This is a genomic window from Segniliparus rugosus ATCC BAA-974 (assembly GCF_000185725.2).
In the GTDB taxonomy this organism is placed as follows: domain Bacteria; phylum Actinomycetota; class Actinomycetes; order Mycobacteriales; family Mycobacteriaceae; genus Segniliparus; species Segniliparus rugosus.
This window is the reverse complement of sequence record NZ_KI391953.1, coordinates 777,579-797,802: the sequence shown is the minus strand read 5'-3', so window position 1 is coordinate 797,802 and position 20,224 is coordinate 777,579. Positions and strand designations below refer to the sequence as shown.

The following is a 20,224-nucleotide window of genomic DNA, read 5'->3' as shown; positions in this document are numbered from 1 at the left end:
GCGCCGCCTCTCCGCCTCGTCAGAAGGTGCGGTTGTCCTGCGCCCAGCGCAGCGACGACGGGACGAACAGGCAGATCAAATCCGTGAGGACGGCCGCGCCGAGCGGATAGCCGTACAGCGGCTGCCGCGAGTCTTCGACGATGCCGTACGCGATGGGCAGCAGCAGGAGGCAGAAGATGACGATGACCCCTCGGCCCCACGACTTGCCGCGCAGGAGCGACCAGCCCGCCAAGGCGAACGTCCCTCCGAAAGCGAGGAACGCGACGGCGGTCGCCGGGGAGGAGAGCCCCGGAAAGCTTCGCCCCACAACGGCGGCGAACGCCACCGCGAGGCCGAAAACGGCCGCGATGAGGCCTAACGCGGCGGACACGACTCCGGACACGAGGATCGGTTTCGGCGGCGAGACCGCCATGCTCTTGTCGCGGTCAGGATGAGGGTCCGTGTTCATCGCCCTCAAGCGTAGGCGCTAGGCTTGGCGGGTGCGCGCGGTCCTGGTCGTTAATCCCCGTGCCACCACGACGACCCCGCAGTCACGAGCCCTCTTGGTGTCCGCGCTGGAGCGCGAGCTGGATCTGACCGTCAAGGAGACCGCGCATCGGGGACACGCAGCCGAACTGGCCGAGGCCGCGCGGGGCGAGGCGGACCTGCTGATCGCGCACGGCGGGGACGGGACGGTGAACGAGCTGGTCTCCGGCCTGCTCGGGCCGCCGAGCGAGTTCTGCGCCCCCGAACCAGGGGCCTTCCCCGCCGTCGCGGTGATCCCAGGCGGCTCGGCGAACGTGTTCGCCCGCTCGCTCGGGACCAGCCCGGACCCGCAGCGCGCCGTCGGCCAGGTCCTCGACGCGCTCCGCCAGGGCAGGCGCGCCAGGATCTCGGTCGGGCTCTGCTCCTCCCGCCTCGAAGACGGGCGGCACGAGGAGCGCTGGTTCGTCTGCAACGCCGGGCTCGGCATCGACGCCGACGTCGTCGCCATGATGGAGGCCGGACGCTGGTCGGGGCGCCCGGTCACGCCGACCCGGTATCTGCTCGCCACGGTGTCCGCGTTCTTCCGCTGGACTTTCCGCCCAGGACCGCTCACCCTCGAACTCCCCGGCCAAGCCGCTCTCGACGGGGTCAAGCTCGCGTTCGTCAGCAACTGCACGCCGTGGACGTACCTCGGCAACCGCCCCATTGTCACGAATCCCGGCGTCCGACATGACAAAGGGCTCGGCGTGTTCGCCACCACAAAGCTCGGGCTGCGATACGGAATCCCGCTGTCCCTCGCCCTGCTCTCCCCGAGGAAAGCCCCCGGCACGGCCGGGTCCATACGTGTCGACGATCTTCATGAACTCGTCCTGAGCAGCGCGGATCCTCTCCGCTGCCAGATCGACGGGGAATATGTCGGGCGCAGAGTTCGGGCAGAATTCCACGCGATTCCTTCTGCGCTCGACGTCGTCGCCCCCCATTTGTTACCGAACTGAGCCGCCCAGATTTCATTTTCCCGTGCAGGCTGGGAAAATTTGGAGTACAACTGGTAGGAATAGGCGCAGGAACTGCGCTGAGCTGCCAGAGAAGCGAGAAGGTGACAAAGGACACTTCCTACTCCCAAGCACTTGACTTCCGTCAGGATTGTGCGACCATACCAATGGCAACACTGCGGAAACATTAGGCCACGAAGTATGAACTGCGGGTTACATTCGCATGCGTACGGGACGGGCTGTGTGCGGCAGGTTTTTCGTGGACACCTAACCACCACTGGGACGATGCGGTCGAGAACGGCCGCACTGACAAGAACAAAGATTGACGAGGAGCAAAGAATGGATTGGCGCCATCAGGCCGTGTGTCGGGACGAAGATCCGGAGCTGTTCTTTCCAGTCGGCAACAGCGGCCCCGCGCTTGAGCAGATCAAGCGAGCCAAAGTGGTCTGCCAGCGTTGCCCGGTGAGCGCCGAGTGCCTTTCTTGGGCGTTGGCCTCCGGACAGGACTCCGGCATTTGGGGAGGTTTGAGCGAAGACGAGCGGCGTGCTCTCAAGCGGCGCAACGCGCGCGCCCGCGCCCGCACGGTCGTCTAAGCATCAGGACGAGAAAAAAGAGCCCCTGCGCAGCGCAGGGGCTCTTTTCTTTTGTCTCTCGCACGGCGGGGCGAGGGCTCGGGCGATGCGATGAAGCGCGCCAGGACGGGACCGTCAGTCCTCGTCCCCGTCTGAGCCGTCGTCGCCAGAAACGCCGAGAGCGCAGTGCAAGCCGTCGGAAAGGTCGCCCTCCACATGCGTCTGCACCTGTCCGTCCACCGAGATCTCGCACGTGAACTGGCCGTCCGGCTGCGATTCGGGGAGGGCCGCCGAGAGGTCGAGCGTACGCGCGAGCGCGCGCTCGTCTCCTCGTGCCTGGAAGCTGAGGTTCCAGGGCACGGGGACGAGCTTCGTGTTCACCGCCGTGCTCTGCGTCTTGTACGTGACGTTGATCAGGCTCCCCGGCTGCGGGCCGAAAACGAGGCTCGCGCTTTGCGCGCCGAAGACTCGGAAGACGATCTGGTGGACGCTCGGCTCGGCCGCCGCCGTCGGAGCGGTCGCCAAGGCTGCCCCGGCGGCCGCCGCGGCAAGTGAAACAGTGATTCTCGTGGGAAGCTTCCTCATCCCTTGATGATATCCCTTTCGTCTTGCTAACGGTTGACCCGCCTCGTCACACCCCACGGCCCCGCCGAACCAACGCGGCAAGGCCCAAGACGGCGAACACAAAGCCCACGGGGGAGCCCCGCGTGGATGGACCGCAAGATTACAAGAACCAGCGCTCCAGAACCCGCGCCACACCTTCTTCGGTGTGCGGCGCGGTGGTCTCGGACGCGGTCGCCAACACGAGCGGGTGCGCGTTGGCCATGGCCACCGAGCGGCCCGCCCAGCGCAGCATGGTGATGTCGTTTGGCATGTCGCCGAAGGCGATGGCGTCTTCCGCCTCGACTCCGAACATGGCGGCGAGTTCCGCGATGGCGGCGCCTTTGCTCACGCCCGGCGGGCCGATCTCCAAGAGGCCAGCGGGAGTCGAGAAGCTGACCTCTGCGAAACCTCCCACCTCCGGCCCGATCGCCTGCGCCATGCTGTCCGAGGATTGGCCGACTGCCCTGATCAAAAACTTCACCGCGGGCTTCGAGAGCAGCTCCTCTTCCGACACGGGGACGTAATCCGAGGTCACCCACGCGTGCACGTATCCTGGCGTGCTCACGTAGGCGAGCGGGTCGGTCCCGTGGTCCACTCGTTCCACGGCGAATTCCGCCCCCGGCAGCACCCGTTTGGTCGCCTCCGCGAGACGGCGCAGCGCCGCGATTTCGAACTCTTTGGCCTGCAACACCACGTCGTTCGCCGAATCGAAGGTGATCGAGCCGTTCGCGCAGATCGTCATGGGCGGTTGTTCGAGCTGTCGGACGACGCGCATCAAGCTGCGCACGCCCCGGCCGGAGGCGAGGACGAAATGCGCGCCGGACGCGACGGCCGAACTGATCGCTTTGCGGGTGCGCGGCGCGACTTGCTCGTTCTCGTCGAGCAAAGTGCCATCGACGTCGGTGACGATCAGCTTCGGCGGGTGGCCGTACGGCGCGTCTGCGCTTTCTCGTGGCTGGTGGTGCGGATGCTCGTGGGAATGGCGCGCTGGCATGCCGCTAATGCTTCTTCCCGCCGGTTTTGGACTGGGCGGCCTCCGAGGCGGCACGAGCCGCCGCGCGCTTGGCCCGCTTGGCCTCGGCTTCCGCCTCGTCCAACGCGTTCGCCTCCTCCAGGCTCGGCGCGCCGCCGCCGAGCCGCTTTGGCACCCAGAACGCGCCGGGCGGGTAAGGCCCGAACTTCTCCGCGTATTTGTCTTGGACCTCGTAGAGCTTGCTCTGCATGCTCTCGCGCAGCTTCACCATAAGCTCGTCGGCGGGCAGATCCGGCGCGATAGGGTCGGCGACCTCGATCCAGATCGGAATCTTGGTGCGGCCCATCGCCTTCGGATGCCCCTTGGTGATGATCCGCTGCGAGCCCCACACGATGACCGGCACAATCGGCACCTGCGCGTCGATGGCCATGCGCGCGGAGCCGGACTTGAACTCGCGCAATTCGAAGCTGCGCGAGATCGTGGTCTCCGGGTACACGGCGACCAGCTCGCCTTCTTTGAGCATCTGGACGGCCTGGTCGTAGCTCTCCTTGCCGTAGTCCCGGTCGACCGGGATGTGGCGCATCCGGTCGAAGGACCATTTGACCAAGGGATTCTCCCGCATCTCGGTCTTGTACATGAACCGCATGTTCCGTTTGTGCAGGAACGAGGTCAGGCCCGCGAACGGAATATCGAGGTACCCCGTGTGGTTTGTGGCCACGACCGCGCCGCCCTTCGCTGGCATATTGCCGACTCCGACGATCTTGAGCTGCAAGCCCTGATAGAGCCACATGAGCCGCGCGGCGGTGTTCACCGTTCCGTACAGGATTTCCATGCCGCCCAGCCTAGCCGTTCTGGCTGAAAGCGGCCACAGGAGGCGGTATCATGAGGGCGTGCTGGCGTTGCGCGCGGTGATCGCGGGAGTTGGGTTCGGCTCCCTGGCAATCGCCGCGGCGGGGGCGAGCCCTGCGGCCCGCGAATACGTCCCCGACCTCGTGCAGAGCAAACAGGCGGAGGCCGAGCGCGCCGATTCGCCTGGCGCTTGTTTCGCAGCTGGGCCCTCCGGGCGGCCTGGAGCCGTCGTGGACTGCAAGCACGAACACGTCTTCGAGCTCGCGGCGAGCATCAACCTCAACGACTACCCCGGCTCGGCGTTCACCTCCTCGGCCTACCCCGACCAAAAACGCATCGCGGCCTGGAACCAGCAGCTCTGCGAGCCCGCCGTCTCCGCGTATCTCGGCGAGCGCCTCGACTCCCTCGGCCGATTCAAAGTCGGCTCGCTGCTATCCGGCGAGAAAGCGTGGGCGCGCGGCGAGCATGTCCTCCGGTGCGGCCTCGAAATGCCCGGCGGCAGCCACAAACTGCTCGTCTTCACCGGCAAGGTGGCCGATCAGGACCAATCCCTCACCTACGACACCGGCGTGTGCGTCGGGGCCGAGCGCAACATGCCAACCGACCCGGTGGACTGCAGCCAGCCCCACGCCTTCGAAATCGTCGGGCAGGCGGACCTCGCCGCGCAGTTCCCCGGCCGCGCCGACGCGAATCCGCCGAGCGAGGACGAACAGAACGACAAGCTCAAAGACCTCTGCGAAAAAGCCGCGGAATCCTATCTCGGCAACGCCGACCACCTGCGGGACACGACGCTGGACGTGAACTGGACGATCCTCAAACCGCAGAGCTGGCTCGTCGGCAGCCGCAAGGCCGTGTGCTTCTTGGCCAAACACAACGACCAGGGGTTCGCGGTCTTGGGGGGCAGCGTCAAAGGCAGCCTGCTGGTCGACGGGGCGAAGCCGGTTCCCCCGCCGAAGCCGACCCGAAGCACCTCGGTGCCGATTGCGCCACCTGGCCGCCCCCGCGAGTAGCGCTCCGGGGCGGGAGGGCTAGAGGAACGGGCGGACTTCGACCTCAGCCTCGGCCAAGGCTTTTCGGACGGCGCGCGCGGCGGCCACCGCGCCGGGGGTGTCGCCGTGGACGCAGATCGACTCGGCCTTCCCCCCGCGCGCGAGCCGGGCGGCCTGTTCGCCGACGGCGGCGGGGTCGGCCAGCACCGCGCCGGGCTCCCCTCGGGGGACCAATCTCCCTTGCGGCGTGTACGCGCGGTCGGCGTACGCCTCGGCGACGAGCCGCAATCCGCGCGCCTCTGCCTTGGCGGTGATCGCCCCGCCGTAGTGCAAGACCGGCAGTCTGGCGTCAAAATCAGCCACGGCCTCGGCGAACGCCTCGGCCTGGGCTTCGTGCTCGGTGAGCGCGTGGTACAGCGCGCCATGCGCCTTGACGTAGCGCACTCGGCTCCCGACGCATCGGGCGATGGCGTCGAGCGCGCCGATCTGATAGACGACAGCCGCGGCGAGGTCGTTCGGGGCGATGTCGATGAACCGGCGCCCGAAGCCCAGAAGGTCGGGGTAGCTCACCTGGGCTCCGACCACGACCCCGGCGCGCGCTGCGGCAGCACAGGTCTCCCACAACGTCGCCGGATCCCCGGCGTGGAATCCGCATGCGATATTCGCGCTGGTCACGACCTCGAGCATGGCGAGATCGTCGCCAAGGCGCCAAGCGCCGAAAGACTCCCCCAGATCTGCGTTCAGGTCAACCACTGCGATGTCCAAAGCTCCTGTCCCGCGCGTCGCGGCGGACAGCCGGGAGCCTCGCCCTTATCTGCCGTCCACGGGCCAGGAGATCCCATGCGATCCGCCGCCCGATCCGTCGTGGCCGCCGGAAGTGCCTCCCGATCCGCCGCCCGAACCGTCGTGGCCGCCGGAAGTGCCGCCCGAACCGTCGTGGCCGGAGCCGTCGCCCGAACCGTTGTGGCCGGAGCCGCCCGGCTCGGTCATGAGGGCGGCGCGAGGCTCGGTGTTCTTCCCGTCGAGCGAGGCGGTATGGGAGCCGCAGCCGACCGCAGCCATTGCTGGCATGAGGACGAGCAGCGCCACAACCGGTCGACGGAACATCATAACTGGATAGTAACGTGACGCGATCCAAGATCGCCAGCTACGTATCCCGACCGTAATAATTACTTTTCCCAACGGCAAGAGCCGAGCTCGGCGCAGGTTGGTGCAGCAATTGCCGCACCACGGCCTTGGCGATGAGCTGCGCCTCGCGGCGCAGCTCGTCCTTCAGCCGCTGCGAGTCGTAGTCGAGCCTCGCCGAGAACTGGCGGTCCACCGTGTAGTCGCTGAGATAGTCCGCGCCCGCCACTCGGACCAAAACCCGCATGTTGGACACGCGCAGGCTGATCTGCCAGGTCGCCCCCTGGCGCTGCGAGTAGTCCCACCAGCCGACTGCCTCGTCCCCGATCCCCGGTTCGGGTATCAGCCGCTTCGCGTCGATCAACGCCGGTTTGAACTCCCGCTTCGCCTCGTCGACCCCGTTGGAGAGGAAGCCGCCCTGGTAGAGGTCGTATTCGAGGAGAACCCTGCGGAAATTCGGCTCCCCTTGCTTCCAGTCCTTGCGATTGACAGGGTCGGTGAACGAGCGCGCGCAGGACTTCGTCGAGTCAGAGGGCCGGGCAAGGGCGGCGTCCTCGGGCGATATCTCGTCCTTGCTCTCCTGCGCGGCGAGCGGCCCCAGCGCCGCGTCCACGACAGCCTCCACGCCGGAGAAGCAGGTCTCGGGCAGCGAGCTGAACCGCTCCGACCCTCCGAACAGCGAGCATCCCGCCGCGCCGAGGAGGAGCGCGAAAGCTCCCAACATCGCACCGCCTGTTCTGGCGGATGCTCCGGCTCTCCTCATCTGCTCAACCGTATCAGCCCCCGCCCCGACGACGATTTTCAACGATCAGCGCGTCGGCGGAAATGATCGACCGCCCGCGCGACCACGTACAGCAGGAAGCAGATGGTCGTGATGAGCGCGGACGGCGGCCACGCCGGGGCCAACGAGAGCAGCACCCCGCCCACTGCCGCGGTCTGCGCGAAGAGGAAGGTCAGCGCGGCCCTCAGCCGAGGCGACGAGGTCAGACGGACCGAGGCGGCCGCGGGGGCGACCATGAGCGCGAGCACCAAGAGCGCGCCGACCACCTGCATGCCGATAGCGGCGGCCGCGGCCACAAGCACGGTGAACCCCACGGCGAGCGAACGGGTCGGGACTCCTTTCGCCGCCGCCGAGCCGGGGTCCACGCTGGCGAACCACAGGGGCCGTCCGCACCAGGCGACCGCGAGGCACGCCACGGCCGCCGTCGCAGCCATCAGCCACACGTCGTCTTCGCCGACGTTCGCGAGCCCGCCGGTCAGGAGCGCGGACAAGTTCGTGGCCGCGCCCTCGCGCAGGTTCAAGAGCAGCACCGACAAGCCGAGGCCGAAAGAGAGCACCACGCCGTACGCGATATCCCTGTCCGCCGCCCGCAAGCCCAGAACGCCGAAGACCAGCCCCGCCGCGAGCGCCCCGAGCATCGAGCCCGCGCGCACCGAGACCCCCAAGAACAGCGCCAGTGCCGCCCCGGTCACGGCGAGCTCGCTGGTCGCGTGCACCGCGAAGCTCATCCGCCGCTGCACGATGAACGGGCCGAGCGCGGCGGAGAGCAGCCCGAGGATCGCGGCGGCGAGCACCGCGCGCCGCGTCGGATCGTAATCGAGCAGCGCGGCGGTCAGCCCCCAGTCGAAGAAGCTCGCCGTGTTCACCTGTGGCCCTCTTCGAGAGCGCCGACCACGACCAGCTTGCCCCGCACGCGGAGCACGTCGATGGGCGCTCCGTAGAGCGCGGAGAGCGACTCGGCGGTCATCACGTCGTCCACCGGCCCCAGCCGGTACCCGCCGCCCGCCAAATACAGCACCCGGTCCACATGCGCGAGCACCGGGTTGAGCTCGTGGGTGATGAAGACGACCGCCGCGCCGCGCTCTTTCTGCTGGGCCACGATCTGCTCGACCACCAGCGCCTGGCTCGCGAGGTCCAGGCTCACCAACGGCTCGTCGCAGATGAGCAGCTTCGGATCGTTGATCAGGACTTGGGCGAGCCGCAGCCGGGCGAACTCGCCGCCGGACAGCGCCCCGACCGGACGGTTTGCGAATTGGGCCGCGCCGAGCCTGGCGAGCGTCTGCGCCACCTCGGCCTTCCTGCGCGCGGCGCGCAGCAGGCCCGGGCCGAAGCGGTGGCCGTCGTAGCCGAGGCCGACGAAGTCGGCGCCGCGCAACGCGGTCGTGCGGTCCAGCCCCGCGCGTTGCGCGAAGTAGCCGAGCCGGCTTCGGGCTTCGGCGGGCGGTTGGCCGAAGATGGTGGCGCTCCCCTCGTCGAGCGCCCGCAGCCCGAGCGCCGCTTGGGCGAGCGTGGACTTCCCCGCGCCGTTGGGGCCGAGGACGGCGAGGAATTCGCCGGGGGCGAGGTCGAGGTCGAGCTTTTCCACCAGCGTGCGCCCTCCGGCTCGCAGCGTCGCGCCCACCAGCCGCAACGCCGCGCCGTCAGCGCGGGCCGGCATTGCTGCGATCGTCGCCGTGCTCGTCGTGGCGGTAGTCAGGAGGCAAAGCGGGGCCGCCGAGGGCGCTGGTGAACCCCCCGACCACGTTGGCGAGCCAGTCGCCATAGGTCTTCTGGTCCGGGGACGGGGTCTCGCCGACCCCGACGGTCGGCACGCCCGCCGCTTTCGCGGCCCGGAGCACTGCGTCGGCGGATTTGTTGGGGTTCTGCGGGTTGTCGACCACCAAATCGGCCCCGCGCGAGCCGAGCAAGCCCACCACTGCGGCCTGGTCGGCGAGCGAGGGGTCCGAGTCGTTGGCCACCGCCGTTCGGTAGCCCTGGGGCGTGGCGTCCTCTGCCGCGAGGTAGTAGAGGAGGTACTGGGCGACCGACTCGGTCTGGACCGCGCGAAGCGCGGGATGGCGCTCGGCGAGCAGCTGCAGCTGGTCCGCGAAGACGTGCAGCTGCGCGTGGAGCGCTTTGAGGTTCTGCTGGTAGAAGTCCTTGTTCGCGGAGTCCTCGCGCCCCAGCTGGTCCGCAAGTTCCCCCGCCACCGCGTCCACCACGGCGAAGTTGAAGAACAGGTGCGGATTGTCGAGCTCGGCGCGGCCCTTCGGCACGAGGCCGTTCGAGACGATCTTCGCGGACTCGGCCTTGATCGCGCGCGCGCCCCCCGCGTCCGAGAGCGCCTTGTCCATGAACGCGTCGTAGCCCATGCCGTTGAGCACCACGTCGCTCGCGCTGCCGATCGCCGCCGCGTCCCGCGAGCTCAACTGGTACTCGTGCGGGTCTTTGCCAGCTCCGACGATCACCGAGACGGGGATCTTCTCGCCCGCGATCGCCTTCGCGACCAGTCCCCATGCTTGCGTGGAGGCCACGATGTTCGGCGCGTGCGCCTTCGCCGAGCCCGCACCTCCGTGCTCGCACGCGGCGACGGAAAGCGCCACGAGGGCGAGCGCGCCGAACACCGCGCCGCGCGGCCGTTTTGGAGGCATTCTCGTCCCTTTCACACGTCGTTCATCGAAAATCGCGCTTATTGAAAACTGTTTTCAACAGGCGTTTCAATATAACATGCCGGAGAGGATCTGGCCTGTCCAAAAATTTTTAGAGCGAATTTTTAGAGCGCGGACTCCGGCAACGCCATGATGTCGTTGTCCAGGCTCGCGACAATCGTCTTGAGCGAGGAGAGCTTGGGCAGGATGTTCTTCGCGAAGAAGACGGCCGTCGCGACCTTGCCCTCGTAGAAATCCCGGTCCGCCTCCGACGGGGCTCCGTCGAGGGCCGCGAGGGCGATCTGCGCCTGGCGCAACAGCAGCCATCCGATGAGCAAGTCGCCGGCCGCCATCAGGAACCGCACGCTGGCCTGGCCGAGCTTGTACGCCTCCGACGGGTTCTCGGCCGCGGCGAAGAGGTAGCCGCCGAGCGCGCCGAAGACGTCGCGGAAGTCCCCGAGCGCGACGCGCAGGAACTCGCGGGCCTCCTTGAGCCGCCCGTTGCCCGCGTCCGAGTCCACGAGTGACTGGATCTGGCCGAGGATGTGGTTCAGCGCCACGGACTGGTCCCGCACGATCTTGCGGAACAGGAAGTCCAAAGCCTGGATCGCCGTGGTGCCCTCGTAGAGGGTGTCGATCTTCGCGTCGCGGATGTACTGCTCGATCGGGTAGTCCTGCAGGAAGCCGGACCCGCCGAAGATCTGCAGCGCGTCCGCGAGGTGGGCGTAGCCCTGCTCCGAGCCGACCCCTTTCACCAGCGGCAAGAGGAAGTCGTTCACCCGGTAGGCGAGATCCTTGTCCGCGCCGAAGAGGCGTTCGGCCGCCGCCGCGTCCTGGTAGGTGGCGGTGAGCAGGTACAGGGCGCGCAGGCCCTCGGCGTATGCCTTCTGCTCCAGCAGGCTCCGGCGCACCTCGGGGTGGTGGACGATGGTGACCTTCGGTGCCTCCTTGTTGAGCATCTGGGTCATGTCCTGGCCCTGCACGCGCTCCTTGGCGAACTCAAGCGCGTTGAGGTACGCGGTGGAGAGCGTCGAAATCGACTTGATGCCGACCATCATGCGGGCGTTCTCGATGACGTCGAACATCTGCGCGATGCCGTCGTGGACCTCGCCGACCAGCCAGCCGACGGCGGGGACGCCGTGCTGGCCGAAGGTCAGCTCGCAGGTGGTGGAGGCCTTGATGCCCATCTTGTGCTCGACGTTGGTGACGAAGACGCCGTTGCGCTCGCCCTTGGTCCGAGTCGTGAAGTCGTAATGCCACTTGGGGACGAAGAAGAGCGAGAGGCCCTTCGTACCGGCCTTCGCGCCCTCGGGCCGGGCGAGGACGAGGTGGAAGATGTTCTCGAAGACGTCGTCGGAGGTGGCGCTGGTGATGAAGCGCTTCACGCCCTCGATGTGCCAGGTGCCGTCCGGCTGCAAGGCCGCCTTGGTGCGGCCCGCCCCGACGTCCGAGCCCGCGTCCGGCTCGGTCAGCACCATCGTGGCTCCCCAGTTCTGCTCGGCGATCACCTTGCACCACTGCTTCTGCTCCTCGGTGGCGAGGCGGTAGAAGATGTTGTTGAACGCGGAGCCGCCCGTGTAGAACCAGGTCGAGGAGTGGGCTCCGCCGATCATCTCCCACGCGGCCCAGCCAAGCGAGCGGGGCGCGGGGATGCCGCCCAGCTCCGGGTCGAGGCCCAGCTGGGCCACCCCGGAGTCCAGCACCAGCCTGATGCCCTCCTTGAGCGCGTCGGGCAGCACGGCCTCGAACGTCTGCGGGTCGTAGACCGGCGGTTCGCGGTCCGCCGGGGCCCAGGTGTCGGCCAGCGGCCCTTCTGCGATCTTGCGGGTCTCGCGCAGGATCTCGCGGGCCGCGTCGGCGTCGAGGTCGCCGTAGTCGCCCTCGCTCAGAGTCTCGGCCAGGCCGTTGCACTCGAAGAGGTTGAACTCGATGTCGCGGAGGTTGGCCTTGTAGTGGCCCATGCTGCGTGCCTTTCTCGACGGTGGGTGCAATCGCGCCGACAAGCTGGTCCCTGCCCTTGGACGCTTTTGGCCCGAGCGCGCAAGCGGCGGTCGGGCCAAAAGCGCCAGAGGAGCCTCAGAACGCCGCTTCGGACAACTCCATAATATCGTTGTCCAGGTTTTCGATGATGCCTTTGAGCGAAGCGTTCTTCGGCAGGATGTTCTTCGCGAAGTAGATCGCGGTCGCGACCTTGCCCTCGTAGAAGTCCCGGTCGGAGCCGGAGGCCCCGCCGTCGAGCGCCTCGATGGCGATCTGCGCCTGGCGCTGGAGCAGCCAGCCGATGAGCAGGTCGCCGGCCGCCATCAGGAACCGCACGCTGACCTGGGCGATCTTGTAGCCCTCGGTCGGGTTCTCCATCGCGGCGAAACCGATCGCCGCGAGCGCGTTGAACGAGGCCTGGAAGTCGGCGAGCGCGGCGCGGAGGAACTCGCGGGCGTCCTTGAGCCGCCCGTTGCCCGCGCCCGAGTCCACGAACGCCTGGATCTGGCCGAGGATGTGGGTCATCGCGGCGGTCTGGTCCCGGACGATCTTGCGGAAGAAGAAGTCGAGCGACTGGATCGCCGTGGTGCCCTCGTAGAGAGTGTCGATCTTCGCGTCGCGGATGTACTGCTCGATCGGGTAGTCCTGCAGGAAGCCGGACCCGCCGAAGATCTGCAGGCTCTCGGCCAGGTGCGAGTAGCCCTGCTCCGAGCCGATGCCCTTCACCAGCGGCAAGAGGAAGTCGTTCACCCGGTAGGCGAGATCCTTGTCCGCGCCGAAGAGGCGTTCGGCCGCCGCGGGGTCCTGGTAGGTGGCGGTGAGCAGGTACAGGGCGCGCAAGCCCTCGGCGTATGCCTTCTGCTCCAGCAGGCTCCGGCGCACCTCCGGGTGGCGCATGATGGTCACGCGGGGGGCGTCCTTGTTCATCATCTCGGTGAAGTCCGAGCCCTGCACGCGCTCCTTGGCGAACTCAAGCGCGTTGAGGTACGCGGTGGAGAGGGTCGCGGTGGACTTGATGCCGACCGTCATGCGGGCGTTCTCGATGACGTCGAACATCTGCGCGATGCCGTTGTGCACGTCGCCGACCAGCCAGCCGACGGCGGGGACTCCGTGCTGGCCGAACGCGATCTCGCAGGTGGTGGAGGCCTTGATGCCCATCTTGTGCTCGAGGTTGGTGACGAAAGCGCCGTTGCGCTCGCCTCGGGTCTGCGTCTTGAAGTCGTAGTGGTACTTCGGGACGAAGAAGAGCGAGAGGCCCTTCGTGCCGCCCTTGGCCCCGACCGGACGGGCGAGGACGAGGTGGAAGATGTTCTCGAAGAGATCGCCGGAGGTCGCGCCGCTGATGAAGCGCTTCACGCCCTCGATGTGCCAGGTGCCGTCCGGCTGCTCGGTCGCCTTGGTGCGGCCCGCGCCCACGTCCGAGCCCGCGTCGGCCTCGGTGAGCACCATCGTCGCGTCCCAGTTCCCGGCGGCGATGACCTTGCACCACTCTTTCTGCTCCGGGCTGGCGACGTTGTAGAAGATCTGCGCGAACGGGACGCCCCAGGTGTAGAACATCGCGGCGGCGTTCGCGCCCCACAGCATCTCCGTGATCGCCCAGCCGAGCGCGCGCGGCGCGGCGATGCCGCCCAGCTCCGGGTCCACGCTCAGCTGGAGCGCGCCGGACTCGACGATCAGCTGGATCGCGCGCTGCAGCTCTTCGGGCAGCTCGGCCTCGAAGGTCTCCGGGTCGTAGACCGGCGGGTTGCGGTCCGGGCCGACCCACGCGTCGGCGAGAGGGCCTTCGGCCAGCTTGCGGGTCTCGCGCAGGATGTCGCGGACCGCGTCGGAGTCGAGGTCGTCGTAGCCGCCCTTGGCGAGGGTGTCGGCGAGGCCGTAGCACTCAAAGAGATTGAATTCGATGTCGCGGAGGTTGGCTTTGTAGTGGCCCATGGTGCATGCCTTTCGGTCAGATGCGCAGTCATCGGATGCGAGGTCTTGGAGTATGGTAAGTTACTGGCGAGTAACTAACGGTATTCAAGTTTACAACATACTGAGGCTGCCGCACCATGGAGGCATGGCTAATCTGCCCGTTGTCGACCTGGCCGACGCCGCCGGCCGCCCGCTCGAATTCGCCGTCGAGCTGCGAGAGGCCATGCGCGAAGTCGGGTTTTGCTATCTCGTCGGGCACGGCGCGGACGACCTCGAGGACGAGGAGGACGGGCTCTTCGCCCTGGCCAAGCGCCTCTTCGCGCTGCCCGACGGGGAGAAGGCGGCCGTCAGCATGGCGCAGAGCCCGCACTTCCGCGGCTACACCCGGCTCGGGGGCGAGCTCACCGGCGGGCAGGTGGACTGGCGTGAGCAAATCGACATCGGCCCCGACCTCGACCCGATCCCCGGCGCGCGGGGCTCGTGGAACCTGCAAGGCCCGAACCAGTGGCCGCCGGGGCTGCCCGAACTGCGCCCGGCGGTCGAGCGGCACTGCGCGCGCCTCGACGCGGTCGGCCAGAGCCTGCTCGAAGCGCTCGCCCTCTCGTTCGGCGCGGAGCCCGGCTCCTTCGACCGGGCCTTCTATCCCGAGCCCGGCCCCGCCGACCCCGACGGCTACGTCCCCCGGCCCGCGACCCTGCTGAAAATCGTCCGCTATCCAGGCGGGAGCGGCTACCGGCAGGGCGTCGGCGCGCATAAGGACTCCGGAGTGCTCACCCTCCTCGCCAGCGCGCCCGGCTCGGTCGGGCTGCAGGTCGACGTGCCGGGCCAAGGCTGGACCGACGCGCCGACCGTCCCCGGAGCCCTCATCGTGAACATCGGCGAGCTGCTCGAAGTGGCGACCGGCGGCTATCTGCGCGCCACCCGCCACCGAGTCCTCGCCCCGGCCGAGGGCGAGGAGCGCTTGTCCGTCCCGTTCTTCTACAACCCGGCGCTCGGCTCCACGCTGCCCGCGCTCGACCTGCCCGCCGAACTCGCCGAACGCGTCCGCCCCGCCCCGCCCGAGCCGGACAACCCGATCTTCCGCACGTACGGCGAGAACGCGTGGAAGTCCCGGATCAGGGCGCATCCCGACGTGGCCGAACGCTGGCACGGCATCGCCGCGAAAGCTCCCGCCAGCGCCTACTGAGCCGAGCCAGAGGAAAACCGGCGGGCGAAAGCCCCGACGCGGCTCTCGGCGTAGGCTGGGCGGTATGAGCGCTCTTCTCGACCTTCCCCTCACCACCCTGCGCGGCCAGGCGGCCACGCTGCGCGACCTCGCCAGCGCCTCCGGCCCGGTGCTAGTCGTCAATGTCGCGTCCAAATGCGGGCTCACCCCGCAGTACCAGGGCCTTGAGCAACTGGCGAAGGACTACGGCCCCGAGAAATACGGCTCCGGAGCCCTGACCGTCGTCGGCGTGCCCTGCAACCAGTTCGCGGGCCAGGAGCCCGGCTCCTCGGAGGAGATCGAGACGTTCTGCTCCACCACCTACGGCGTCACGTTCCCCCTGCTGGAGAAGGCCGACGTCAACGGCGAGGGGCGGCATCCGCTGTACGCCGAGCTGACCCAGGCCCCCGACGCCGACGGGCAGGCGGGCGACGTCCAGTGGAACTTCGAGAAGTTCCTGATCGCCCCGGACGGCTCGGTGGCGGGCCGGTTCCGCCCGAAGACCCCGCCGCAGGCCCCCGAACTGATCGCGGCCATCGAAGGGCTGCTCGGCTCCTGAAGCCCGGCGAACCCCCTCGGTTCGCAGTAAGCTTGCGCCCCGTGACCGAATCATCCGCCGTCTACCCGCCGCAAGCGACCGCCGTATCCATCCAGGTCCGGTTCGGCGACATGGACGCGTACGGGCATGTCAACAACGTGTCGACGCTCCGCTTGATCGAAGAGGCCCGCTGTCGGCTGCTCCTCGACCAGTTGGGGTGGACGGACTTGCGCGTCCTCGTCGCCAGGCAGGAGATCGAATATCGCGCGATGCTCCACTACAGCACCGCCGATCCGAAGGTCTGGATCTGGGCCAGCCGCGTCGGCGGTTCGAGCTTCGAGCTGTCCTACGCCATCGAGAACCCTGACGGACAGGTCACCGCCGTGGCCGCGACGACGATCGTCGTCATCGACGAGAACAGCCGCCCCGCGCCGATCCCCGACGAGGCGCGCGCCAAGCTCGACAAGCTGTCCGGCCCGCCCGTCCCGTTCCGGGGCCGCTGAGAATTCCCAGCGAGACCACGCGCTTTCCTCAGGAAAACCGCAGGCTGCGCTTCGCTCTCCGGTCCATCCTTGTCATAGGGGCGAATCCGCACGAGGTTTCGCCGCAGCATGGAAGGAACGCACATGTCCCCTCGCCGACTCGCAACCAAGATCATCGCGTCCGCCGTCCTCGCCGCCGTGGCAGTGAGCGGGCTGGCCCCTGTCGCGCTGGCCGAGAACAACGGGAACAACCAGCACGCCGGGCAGAGCGCGCCCGCCCGTTGACGCCGCGTCAATGCAGCAGCTTGAGCCCCACCACCGCGGCGACGATCAGCGCGATCAAGAACGCCTTCGCGTGCGAGTACGGCTCAAGGCCGAAGAGCATCCCGTAGCCGACGGTGAGCGCCGCGCCGACCCCCACCCAGACCGAGTACGCCGTGCCGAGCGGCAACTGCCGCAACGCGTAGCCGAGGCCGCCCATGCTGAGCGCCAACGCAGCGGCGAACACCAGCGACGGGGCCAGCCGGGTGAACCCTTGGGTTTTGGAGAGAGCGACCGCCCACACAGCCTCGAACGCTCCAGAGACCACGAGCACGAACCAAGACAACATGTTTGCACCTTCTACGCGCCGTCTTGTCGTCTGCCGGGTACGGCGGTGCTCGTCCGGTCGCCTTGTCGAGGCGTTTCCAAGCTAGCACAACCGCGGCCGGACACTCCGCCGCTCAACGCTTGACGGCGGGGCTTTTCGGCGCGCGCCATACCCCTGCCGCGAACAACGCGACGCCCAGCACGAAAAACTCCCAGTCGCCCTTGCGCGGCGCGGCGCGCCCGTCGAGCAGCATGGAGCAAGCCGGCCAGACGTACGCGAGCATCCCGAGGACCAGCAACCCCGCAGCTTGCGCGCAGGCCGCCTTCTGGGACTCGCCGCCCGGCGTTTCACGCGCCCGCACGAGCAGGAACACCAAGGGCAGGAACACCGCCGCCCCGCCGAAGCACACCGCGAGGAACGAAGCACCGCGCGGGTGCTGGCCGAGGAACGCCCAGGTGAGCATGAACACAAGGACCGTGCCCGCGCACGCCGTGCGCAGCGAGACGCGCGCGGAGCGGCCTGTCGCCGCCCCCGGCACGCGGCCACCCCGCGCGGGCCGCGCGTTCGGCGGCAGAGACAACGCGCCGTCTTTCTGCGCTTGCTCGCGCCATTGCGCGTAGCGCGCGTCGACGACCGCGTCGACGCGCGCCTGGTTCTCGAAGGTGTAGGGCACGTGGAAGGACGAGGGCATATCGGCGGCGAGCGCGGCTGTGAGATCGTCGTAGTAGCCGGGCTCGCCCTCGAACCGGAAGTAAAAGCGGGCGAACGCGTTGCCCTCGTCGCTGAGCATGGAGCCGATCAGGCACCTGTCGAACCAGTCCCAGAGCTCGACCGCAGTGATCCGGCGCTCGTTGTACGCGGCGATCCTCTGGCGCGCGGACTTGGCCCAGTCGTCGCGGAGCAGGCCGCGCGACGCGAGCCAGCCGAAGAAGAACGCGGTCGGCACAGCGGCCTGCGCGGTGGCTTGCTCCGGGTCCAAACCGTACTCGTGCGCCAGGACGTGGGCGTGGTACTCCGCCTTGTCGTACACGTGCGGGCTCGCCGGATCCGGCGAGCCCGGGGTTTCCGGCGCGCCTTCGACGGGGAGGGCCGCCCGTCGGTCGCCGGGCGGATCGTAGCCGCCCTCCAGCGCCACCTGAGCCATGTGCCCGAGCGGCACGGAATAGGCGGGCGGTATGTACTTCGCGCCCGTGCCCGGCACGCGACGGCCCAGAACGTCATAGTTCAAGCCGCGCCCGATACGGTCGAACTCGCTGATACAGATGTTTTCGAAGTCGAGCACGGTCCCCGCCCAGTCCGGGCCCTCGCGCAGCTTGGCCACCACGACGCGCCGGTGGCTGATCATGTCGCGGTTCTCCTCGGCCGTGTCGAGCCGCCACGCGTAGTCGGGGCGGCGGCGGACCACGATCTCGCCGAGGAGGATCGCGACGTCCATCAGCATCGACAGCGCGATGCGCTCGCCCTCTTTCGGGCTGGACAGCTGCTCCGCGGAGCGAGACGGGAACGCCGGGGTCCAGGCCGAGGGCCACTCCTCCAGCGCCCACCGGTCGAGCGCCCGCAAGAACGGGCGCGGATCCTCCTCGGACAAACCCGCACGCGCGTCCAAACCGAACTCCTGCAGCAGGCCGCCGACGACCGCCAACCGCTCCTCGCGCGCCGAGAGCAAATACCGCAGGTTCTCCTCGCATTCGGCGAGGCGCAACGAGTTCGGATCGCCGGGGAACGGCGCCCGGTACGGCGGATACTCGGCCAACAGCTCCGGCAGACGGCCCCGAGGCCGCACGGGATCCCCGATGTCGAGCCAACGGCGGAGAAAATCGAGCATGCTGCGCCTCCCAAAACTGAACCGACCCATGAGCATACCTGGACGCAGGCCAAACAGACCGGAACAGGCTGATGTCCTGCGCCTTTCTGGAAACTTTGGCACAGCGCACGCGCGTGCGATGCGGTATCATCCCGCCGTAAGCCGGAACGTCGGCCCGTCAACGCATGTCGATAGGAATAATCGTGAAGATCCTCGCCGCCAGCGCGTCGTTCGCGCTTGCCATCATGTTCGGCGGTCTCGCCGATGCCGCCCTCGCGGCTCCCGCGCACAGCACAGTGGTCGTCGCCCACTTCGACGACGACCACGGGCACAACGACACCGACCTCGACAACAACGACCCGGTGACCAACCAGGGCCCCAACAAGGTCACCCCTCGAGTCCGCGACGACGAGCGGACCGCCGGGGGGACCGGGATCGCCGACGACGACAACTGACGGCCCCGCCGAAGGGGTAGGCGATCAGCCCCACCCCAGCTCGTGCAGCTGCTCGTCGTCGATGCCGAAATAGTGCGCGAACTTCGACCTGGGCGTTTGCAAGGATGGGCAGTTTAGGGCAGTGACGCTTACCTGGCCTTTTATAGGTTGATAACGTTGTCGTGATCTAGCGGCTTGCGGACGTGCTGCGTACTCGCTGCGTACCGAAGCGACTACACCCCGCATCTGGACCCCGGCGAGTACATCGTGCCCTTGAGCAAGGGAGGGGCCGACGTGCTCGCGAACAAGCAGGCAGCGCACCGGGACTGCAACAGAGCCAAAAGCGACACCAGCGTCACAGACCTACGGCGGGCGTACGTGACCGAGAGGGCTTGGTAGCAGGTGGGGGAAGATTCGATCTTCGCGTCATCAGCGCTCCATAACGCGGAACACGTCACTGAGGGCCTTGGACAACCAGTCCGATATAGGCAGTGCCTTCGGCTACGTGGTCGATGAACTCGACCCCCGCGACGACATGCTCGGAACCGTCGATCAAGACATGATCGCCCACGCGAACTGTTCGATCCCCGAGCTGATCGGGGTCGATCGTCGCGACCCGACCACGCCCGGTGATCGAGAACCACCCCTTCGCCCACAACTCGACCATGCGCCAAGGCTAGCCCCCAGAGCGAATAGACACGCCCCCGACCGCATACCCCCAGGGGGGATGACCCCCAAGGGGGCCAAAACCGCCGCTCGGCCGCATAGGCGAACGCCCCCTCCTTGATTTTTTCCAACGAGGCACCGTCTCACGAGGCCGGTCGGGCGCTACGGGGGTATTCGGATGATGTTGGGCTCGTGTTCGTGCCCCTACGGCGACCTGAGGGCGTTTTGCCTGGTGGGTGGCTAGTCTCATGCTCGCGACATGGCAGTTCGCGGCTTCAGCGTGCTTTCAGCCGTGGCGTGTGGCCCGGAGTCCGGCGGAGGCGTTGGATTGTGCCGGTTTCCGGGTTGCAGCCATGATCACATAAATTGTGATTACAATCATAATGCTTGACGCGACGGCGACAGTCCGCTAGGCGACGCTTGCTGACCGCGGGATCAATCCGACCGCGCCGACCGATCCTAATGTGTGATTTGAATCTCTTTCCTGAAAGAAATGGAACCGAACGCCGTTGAAATACGTCGCGCCGAAACGCGCATAAAACCATGGGGTGCTCGACGGATTATTCACCACTTCTGCAGCTGCGGCGGGCGAACGAATTTTGCTGAAACGTTCGGCGGCATATGCTTCACACCACTCGG

General features: G+C 67.8%; 24 protein-coding genes and 1 riboswitch. Of the genes, 9 read left to right on the top strand and 15 right to left on the bottom strand.

Annotated elements, in window-relative coordinates; translation table 11 throughout:
• Positions 1-19: 19 nt before the first annotated feature.
• Positions 20-448: a hypothetical protein gene (locus tag HMPREF9336_RS03875; RefSeq protein ID WP_007469208.1), complete on the bottom strand. Its 429-nt coding sequence runs from the start codon at positions 446-448 to the stop codon at positions 20-22.
• Between the two features lie 31 nt (positions 449-479).
• Here HMPREF9336_RS03875 and HMPREF9336_RS03870 point away from each other — a divergent pair, with 31 nt between their 5' ends.
• Positions 480-1,460: a diacylglycerol/lipid kinase family protein gene (locus HMPREF9336_RS03870; RefSeq protein WP_007469207.1), complete on the top strand. Its 981-nt coding sequence runs from the start codon at positions 480-482 to the stop codon at positions 1,458-1,460.
• Between the two features lie 336 nt (positions 1,461-1,796).
• Complete coding sequence (locus HMPREF9336_RS03865) at positions 1,797-2,051, top strand: WhiB family transcriptional regulator (RefSeq protein WP_007469206.1); 255 nt, start codon at positions 1,797-1,799, stop codon at positions 2,049-2,051.
• Between the two features lie 114 nt (positions 2,052-2,165).
• Here HMPREF9336_RS03865 and HMPREF9336_RS03860 read toward each other — a convergent pair whose 3' ends face one another.
• From HMPREF9336_RS03860 to HMPREF9336_RS03850, 3 genes are all read right to left on the bottom strand, one after another.
• Positions 2,166-2,615: a hypothetical protein gene (locus HMPREF9336_RS03860; RefSeq protein WP_021030048.1), complete on the bottom strand. Its 450-nt coding sequence runs from the start codon at positions 2,613-2,615 to the stop codon at positions 2,166-2,168.
• A gap of 139 nt (positions 2,616-2,754) precedes the next feature.
• Positions 2,755-3,627, bottom strand: a complete 873-nt coding sequence (locus HMPREF9336_RS03855) for an HAD family hydrolase (RefSeq protein WP_007469204.1) — start codon at positions 3,625-3,627, stop codon at positions 2,755-2,757.
• Positions 3,628-3,631: 4 nt separating this feature from the next.
• The gene (locus HMPREF9336_RS03850) at positions 3,632-4,438 is read right to left on the bottom strand and encodes a lysophospholipid acyltransferase family protein (RefSeq protein ID WP_007469203.1); all 807 of its coding nucleotides are present in this window, start codon (positions 4,436-4,438) and stop codon (positions 3,632-3,634) included.
• A gap of 58 nt (positions 4,439-4,496) precedes the next feature.
• On the opposite strand from HMPREF9336_RS03850, the gene HMPREF9336_RS03845 reads away from it, so the two are divergent.
• On the top strand, positions 4,497-5,465 hold the full coding sequence (locus tag HMPREF9336_RS03845) for a septum formation family protein (RefSeq protein WP_021030047.1): 969 nt from the start codon (positions 4,497-4,499) through the stop codon (positions 5,463-5,465).
• 18 nt (positions 5,466-5,483) lie between these two features.
• Here the strand turns inward: HMPREF9336_RS03845 and HMPREF9336_RS03840 are convergent, their stop codons facing one another.
• From HMPREF9336_RS03840 to HMPREF9336_RS03805, 8 genes are all read right to left on the bottom strand, one after another.
• Complete coding sequence (locus HMPREF9336_RS03840; protein WP_040584991.1) at positions 5,484-6,203, bottom strand: LamB/YcsF family protein; 720 nt, start codon at positions 6,201-6,203, stop codon at positions 5,484-5,486.
• A 51-nt stretch (positions 6,204-6,254) separates the two neighbouring features.
• Positions 6,255-6,554 carry a hypothetical protein gene (locus HMPREF9336_RS03835; protein WP_021030045.1) on the bottom strand — a complete coding sequence of 100 codons (300 nt, stop codon included), beginning with the start codon at positions 6,552-6,554 and terminating at the stop codon, positions 6,255-6,257.
• Between the two features lie 37 nt (positions 6,555-6,591).
• Positions 6,592-7,293: a hypothetical protein gene (locus HMPREF9336_RS03830; protein WP_007469199.1), complete on the bottom strand. Its 702-nt coding sequence runs from the start codon at positions 7,291-7,293 to the stop codon at positions 6,592-6,594.
• Between the two features lie 77 nt (positions 7,294-7,370).
• Entirely contained in the window at positions 7,371-8,216 is an 846-nt protein-coding gene (locus HMPREF9336_RS03825; RefSeq protein WP_007469198.1) for a metal ABC transporter permease, read from the bottom strand.
• Positions 8,213-9,007 carry a metal ABC transporter ATP-binding protein gene (locus tag HMPREF9336_RS03820; protein ID WP_007469197.1) on the bottom strand — a complete coding sequence of 265 codons (795 nt, stop codon included), beginning with the start codon at positions 9,005-9,007 and terminating at the stop codon, positions 8,213-8,215. The genes HMPREF9336_RS03825 and HMPREF9336_RS03820 overlap by 4 nt, the downstream gene beginning before the upstream one ends.
• Complete coding sequence (locus HMPREF9336_RS03815) at positions 8,991-9,980, bottom strand: metal ABC transporter solute-binding protein, Zn/Mn family (RefSeq protein WP_007469196.1); 990 nt, start codon at positions 9,978-9,980, stop codon at positions 8,991-8,993. Before HMPREF9336_RS03815 ends, HMPREF9336_RS03820 begins: the two co-directional genes overlap by 17 nt.
• A 122-nt stretch (positions 9,981-10,102) precedes the next feature.
• Complete coding sequence (locus HMPREF9336_RS03810; protein WP_007469195.1) at positions 10,103-11,938, bottom strand: acyl-CoA dehydrogenase; 1,836 nt, start codon at positions 11,936-11,938, stop codon at positions 10,103-10,105.
• A gap of 115 nt (positions 11,939-12,053) precedes the next feature.
• Positions 12,054-13,889 (bottom strand): acyl-CoA dehydrogenase, encoded by a 1,836-nt coding sequence (locus HMPREF9336_RS03805; protein ID WP_007469194.1) that lies wholly within the window; start codon positions 13,887-13,889, stop codon positions 12,054-12,056.
• A 124-nt stretch (positions 13,890-14,013) separates the two neighbouring features.
• Between HMPREF9336_RS03805 and HMPREF9336_RS03800 the strand changes: the two genes are divergently transcribed.
• The 4 genes from HMPREF9336_RS03800 (at position 14,014) to HMPREF9336_RS18275 (ending at position 16,377) form a co-directional block, all read left to right on the top strand.
• Positions 14,014-15,054, top strand: coding sequence for an isopenicillin N synthase family dioxygenase (locus tag HMPREF9336_RS03800; RefSeq protein ID WP_007469193.1), 1,041 nt, complete (start codon positions 14,014-14,016; stop codon positions 15,052-15,054).
• Between the two features lie 64 nt (positions 15,055-15,118).
• Entirely contained in the window at positions 15,119-15,631 is a 513-nt protein-coding gene (locus HMPREF9336_RS03795) for a glutathione peroxidase (protein ID WP_007469192.1), read from the top strand.
• A 41-nt stretch (positions 15,632-15,672) separates the two neighbouring features.
• Positions 15,673-16,113, top strand: a complete 441-nt coding sequence (locus HMPREF9336_RS03790; protein ID WP_007469191.1) for an acyl-CoA thioesterase — start codon at positions 15,673-15,675, stop codon at positions 16,111-16,113.
• Between the two features lie 123 nt (positions 16,114-16,236).
• The gene (locus HMPREF9336_RS18275; RefSeq protein WP_021030043.1) at positions 16,237-16,377 is read left to right on the top strand and encodes a hypothetical protein; all 141 of its coding nucleotides are present in this window, start codon (positions 16,237-16,239) and stop codon (positions 16,375-16,377) included.
• 7 nt (positions 16,378-16,384) lie between these two features.
• Here the strand turns inward: HMPREF9336_RS18275 and HMPREF9336_RS03785 are convergent, their stop codons facing one another.
• Both HMPREF9336_RS03785 and HMPREF9336_RS03780 read right to left on the bottom strand, forming a co-directional pair.
• Complete coding sequence (locus tag HMPREF9336_RS03785) at positions 16,385-16,699, bottom strand: DMT family transporter (protein WP_040584985.1); 315 nt, start codon at positions 16,697-16,699, stop codon at positions 16,385-16,387.
• Between the two features lie 15 nt (positions 16,700-16,714).
• Positions 16,715-16,780: riboswitch (guanidine-III (ykkC-III) riboswitch) on the bottom strand.
• 34 nt (positions 16,781-16,814) lie between these two features.
• Entirely contained in the window at positions 16,815-18,506 is a 1,692-nt protein-coding gene (locus tag HMPREF9336_RS03780; protein ID WP_021030042.1) for a DUF7832 domain-containing protein, read from the bottom strand.
• 182 nt (positions 18,507-18,688) lie between these two features.
• Between HMPREF9336_RS03780 and HMPREF9336_RS03775 the strand changes: the two genes are divergently transcribed.
• Both HMPREF9336_RS03775 and HMPREF9336_RS18860 read left to right on the top strand, forming a co-directional pair.
• Positions 18,689-18,940, top strand: coding sequence for a hypothetical protein (locus HMPREF9336_RS03775; protein ID WP_021030041.1), 252 nt, complete (start codon positions 18,689-18,691; stop codon positions 18,938-18,940).
• A 246-nt stretch (positions 18,941-19,186) separates the two neighbouring features.
• Complete coding sequence (locus HMPREF9336_RS18860; protein ID WP_280110255.1) at positions 19,187-19,318, top strand: HNH endonuclease; 132 nt, start codon at positions 19,187-19,189, stop codon at positions 19,316-19,318.
• A gap of 55 nt (positions 19,319-19,373) precedes the next feature.
• Here HMPREF9336_RS18860 and HMPREF9336_RS03765 read toward each other — a convergent pair whose 3' ends face one another.
• Positions 19,374-19,586, bottom strand: coding sequence for a hypothetical protein (locus tag HMPREF9336_RS03765; protein ID WP_040584607.1), 213 nt, complete (start codon positions 19,584-19,586; stop codon positions 19,374-19,376).
• Between the last annotated feature and the right edge of the window lie 638 nt (positions 19,587-20,224).

What these genes read in the sequence shown, in the direction of transcription:
- HMPREF9336_RS03875 (WP_007469208.1), bottom strand. Translation starts at nt 448, where the DNA reads ATGAACACGGACCCTCATCCTGACCGCGACAAGAGCATGGCGGTCTCG.
- HMPREF9336_RS03865 (WP_007469206.1), top strand. Translation starts at nt 1,797, where the DNA reads ATGGATTGGCGCCATCAGGCCGTGTGTCGGGACGAAGATCCGGAGCTG.
- HMPREF9336_RS03860 (WP_021030048.1), bottom strand. Translation starts at nt 2,615, where the DNA reads ATGAGGAAGCTTCCCACGAGAATCACTGTTTCACTTGCCGCGGCGGCC.
- HMPREF9336_RS03855 (WP_007469204.1), bottom strand. Translation starts at nt 3,627, where the DNA reads ATGCCAGCGCGCCATTCCCACGAGCATCCGCACCACCAGCCACGAGAA.
- HMPREF9336_RS03850 (WP_007469203.1), bottom strand. Translation starts at nt 4,438, where the DNA reads ATGGAAATCCTGTACGGAACGGTGAACACCGCCGCGCGGCTCATGTGG.
- HMPREF9336_RS03835 (WP_021030045.1), bottom strand. Translation starts at nt 6,554, where the DNA reads ATGATGTTCCGTCGACCGGTTGTGGCGCTGCTCGTCCTCATGCCAGCA.
- HMPREF9336_RS03830 (WP_007469199.1), bottom strand. Translation starts at nt 7,293, where the DNA reads ATGTTGGGAGCTTTCGCGCTCCTCCTCGGCGCGGCGGGATGCTCGCTG.
- HMPREF9336_RS03820 (WP_007469197.1), bottom strand. Translation starts at nt 9,007, where the DNA reads ATGCCGGCCCGCGCTGACGGCGCGGCGTTGCGGCTGGTGGGCGCGACG.
- HMPREF9336_RS03815 (WP_007469196.1), bottom strand. Translation starts at nt 9,980, where the DNA reads ATGCCTCCAAAACGGCCGCGCGGCGCGGTGTTCGGCGCGCTCGCCCTC.
- HMPREF9336_RS03810 (WP_007469195.1), bottom strand. Translation starts at nt 11,938, where the DNA reads ATGGGCCACTACAAGGCCAACCTCCGCGACATCGAGTTCAACCTCTTC.
- HMPREF9336_RS03805 (WP_007469194.1), bottom strand. Translation starts at nt 13,889, where the DNA reads ATGGGCCACTACAAAGCCAACCTCCGCGACATCGAATTCAATCTCTTT.
- HMPREF9336_RS03800 (WP_007469193.1), top strand. Translation starts at nt 14,014, where the DNA reads ATGGCTAATCTGCCCGTTGTCGACCTGGCCGACGCCGCCGGCCGCCCG.
- HMPREF9336_RS03795 (WP_007469192.1), top strand. Translation starts at nt 15,119, where the DNA reads ATGAGCGCTCTTCTCGACCTTCCCCTCACCACCCTGCGCGGCCAGGCG.
- HMPREF9336_RS18275 (WP_021030043.1), top strand. Translation starts at nt 16,237, where the DNA reads ATGTCCCCTCGCCGACTCGCAACCAAGATCATCGCGTCCGCCGTCCTC.
- HMPREF9336_RS03780 (WP_021030042.1), bottom strand. Translation starts at nt 18,506, where the DNA reads ATGCTCGATTTTCTCCGCCGTTGGCTCGACATCGGGGATCCCGTGCGG.
- HMPREF9336_RS03765 (WP_040584607.1), bottom strand. Translation starts at nt 19,586, where the DNA reads ATGGTCGAGTTGTGGGCGAAGGGGTGGTTCTCGATCACCGGGCGTGGT.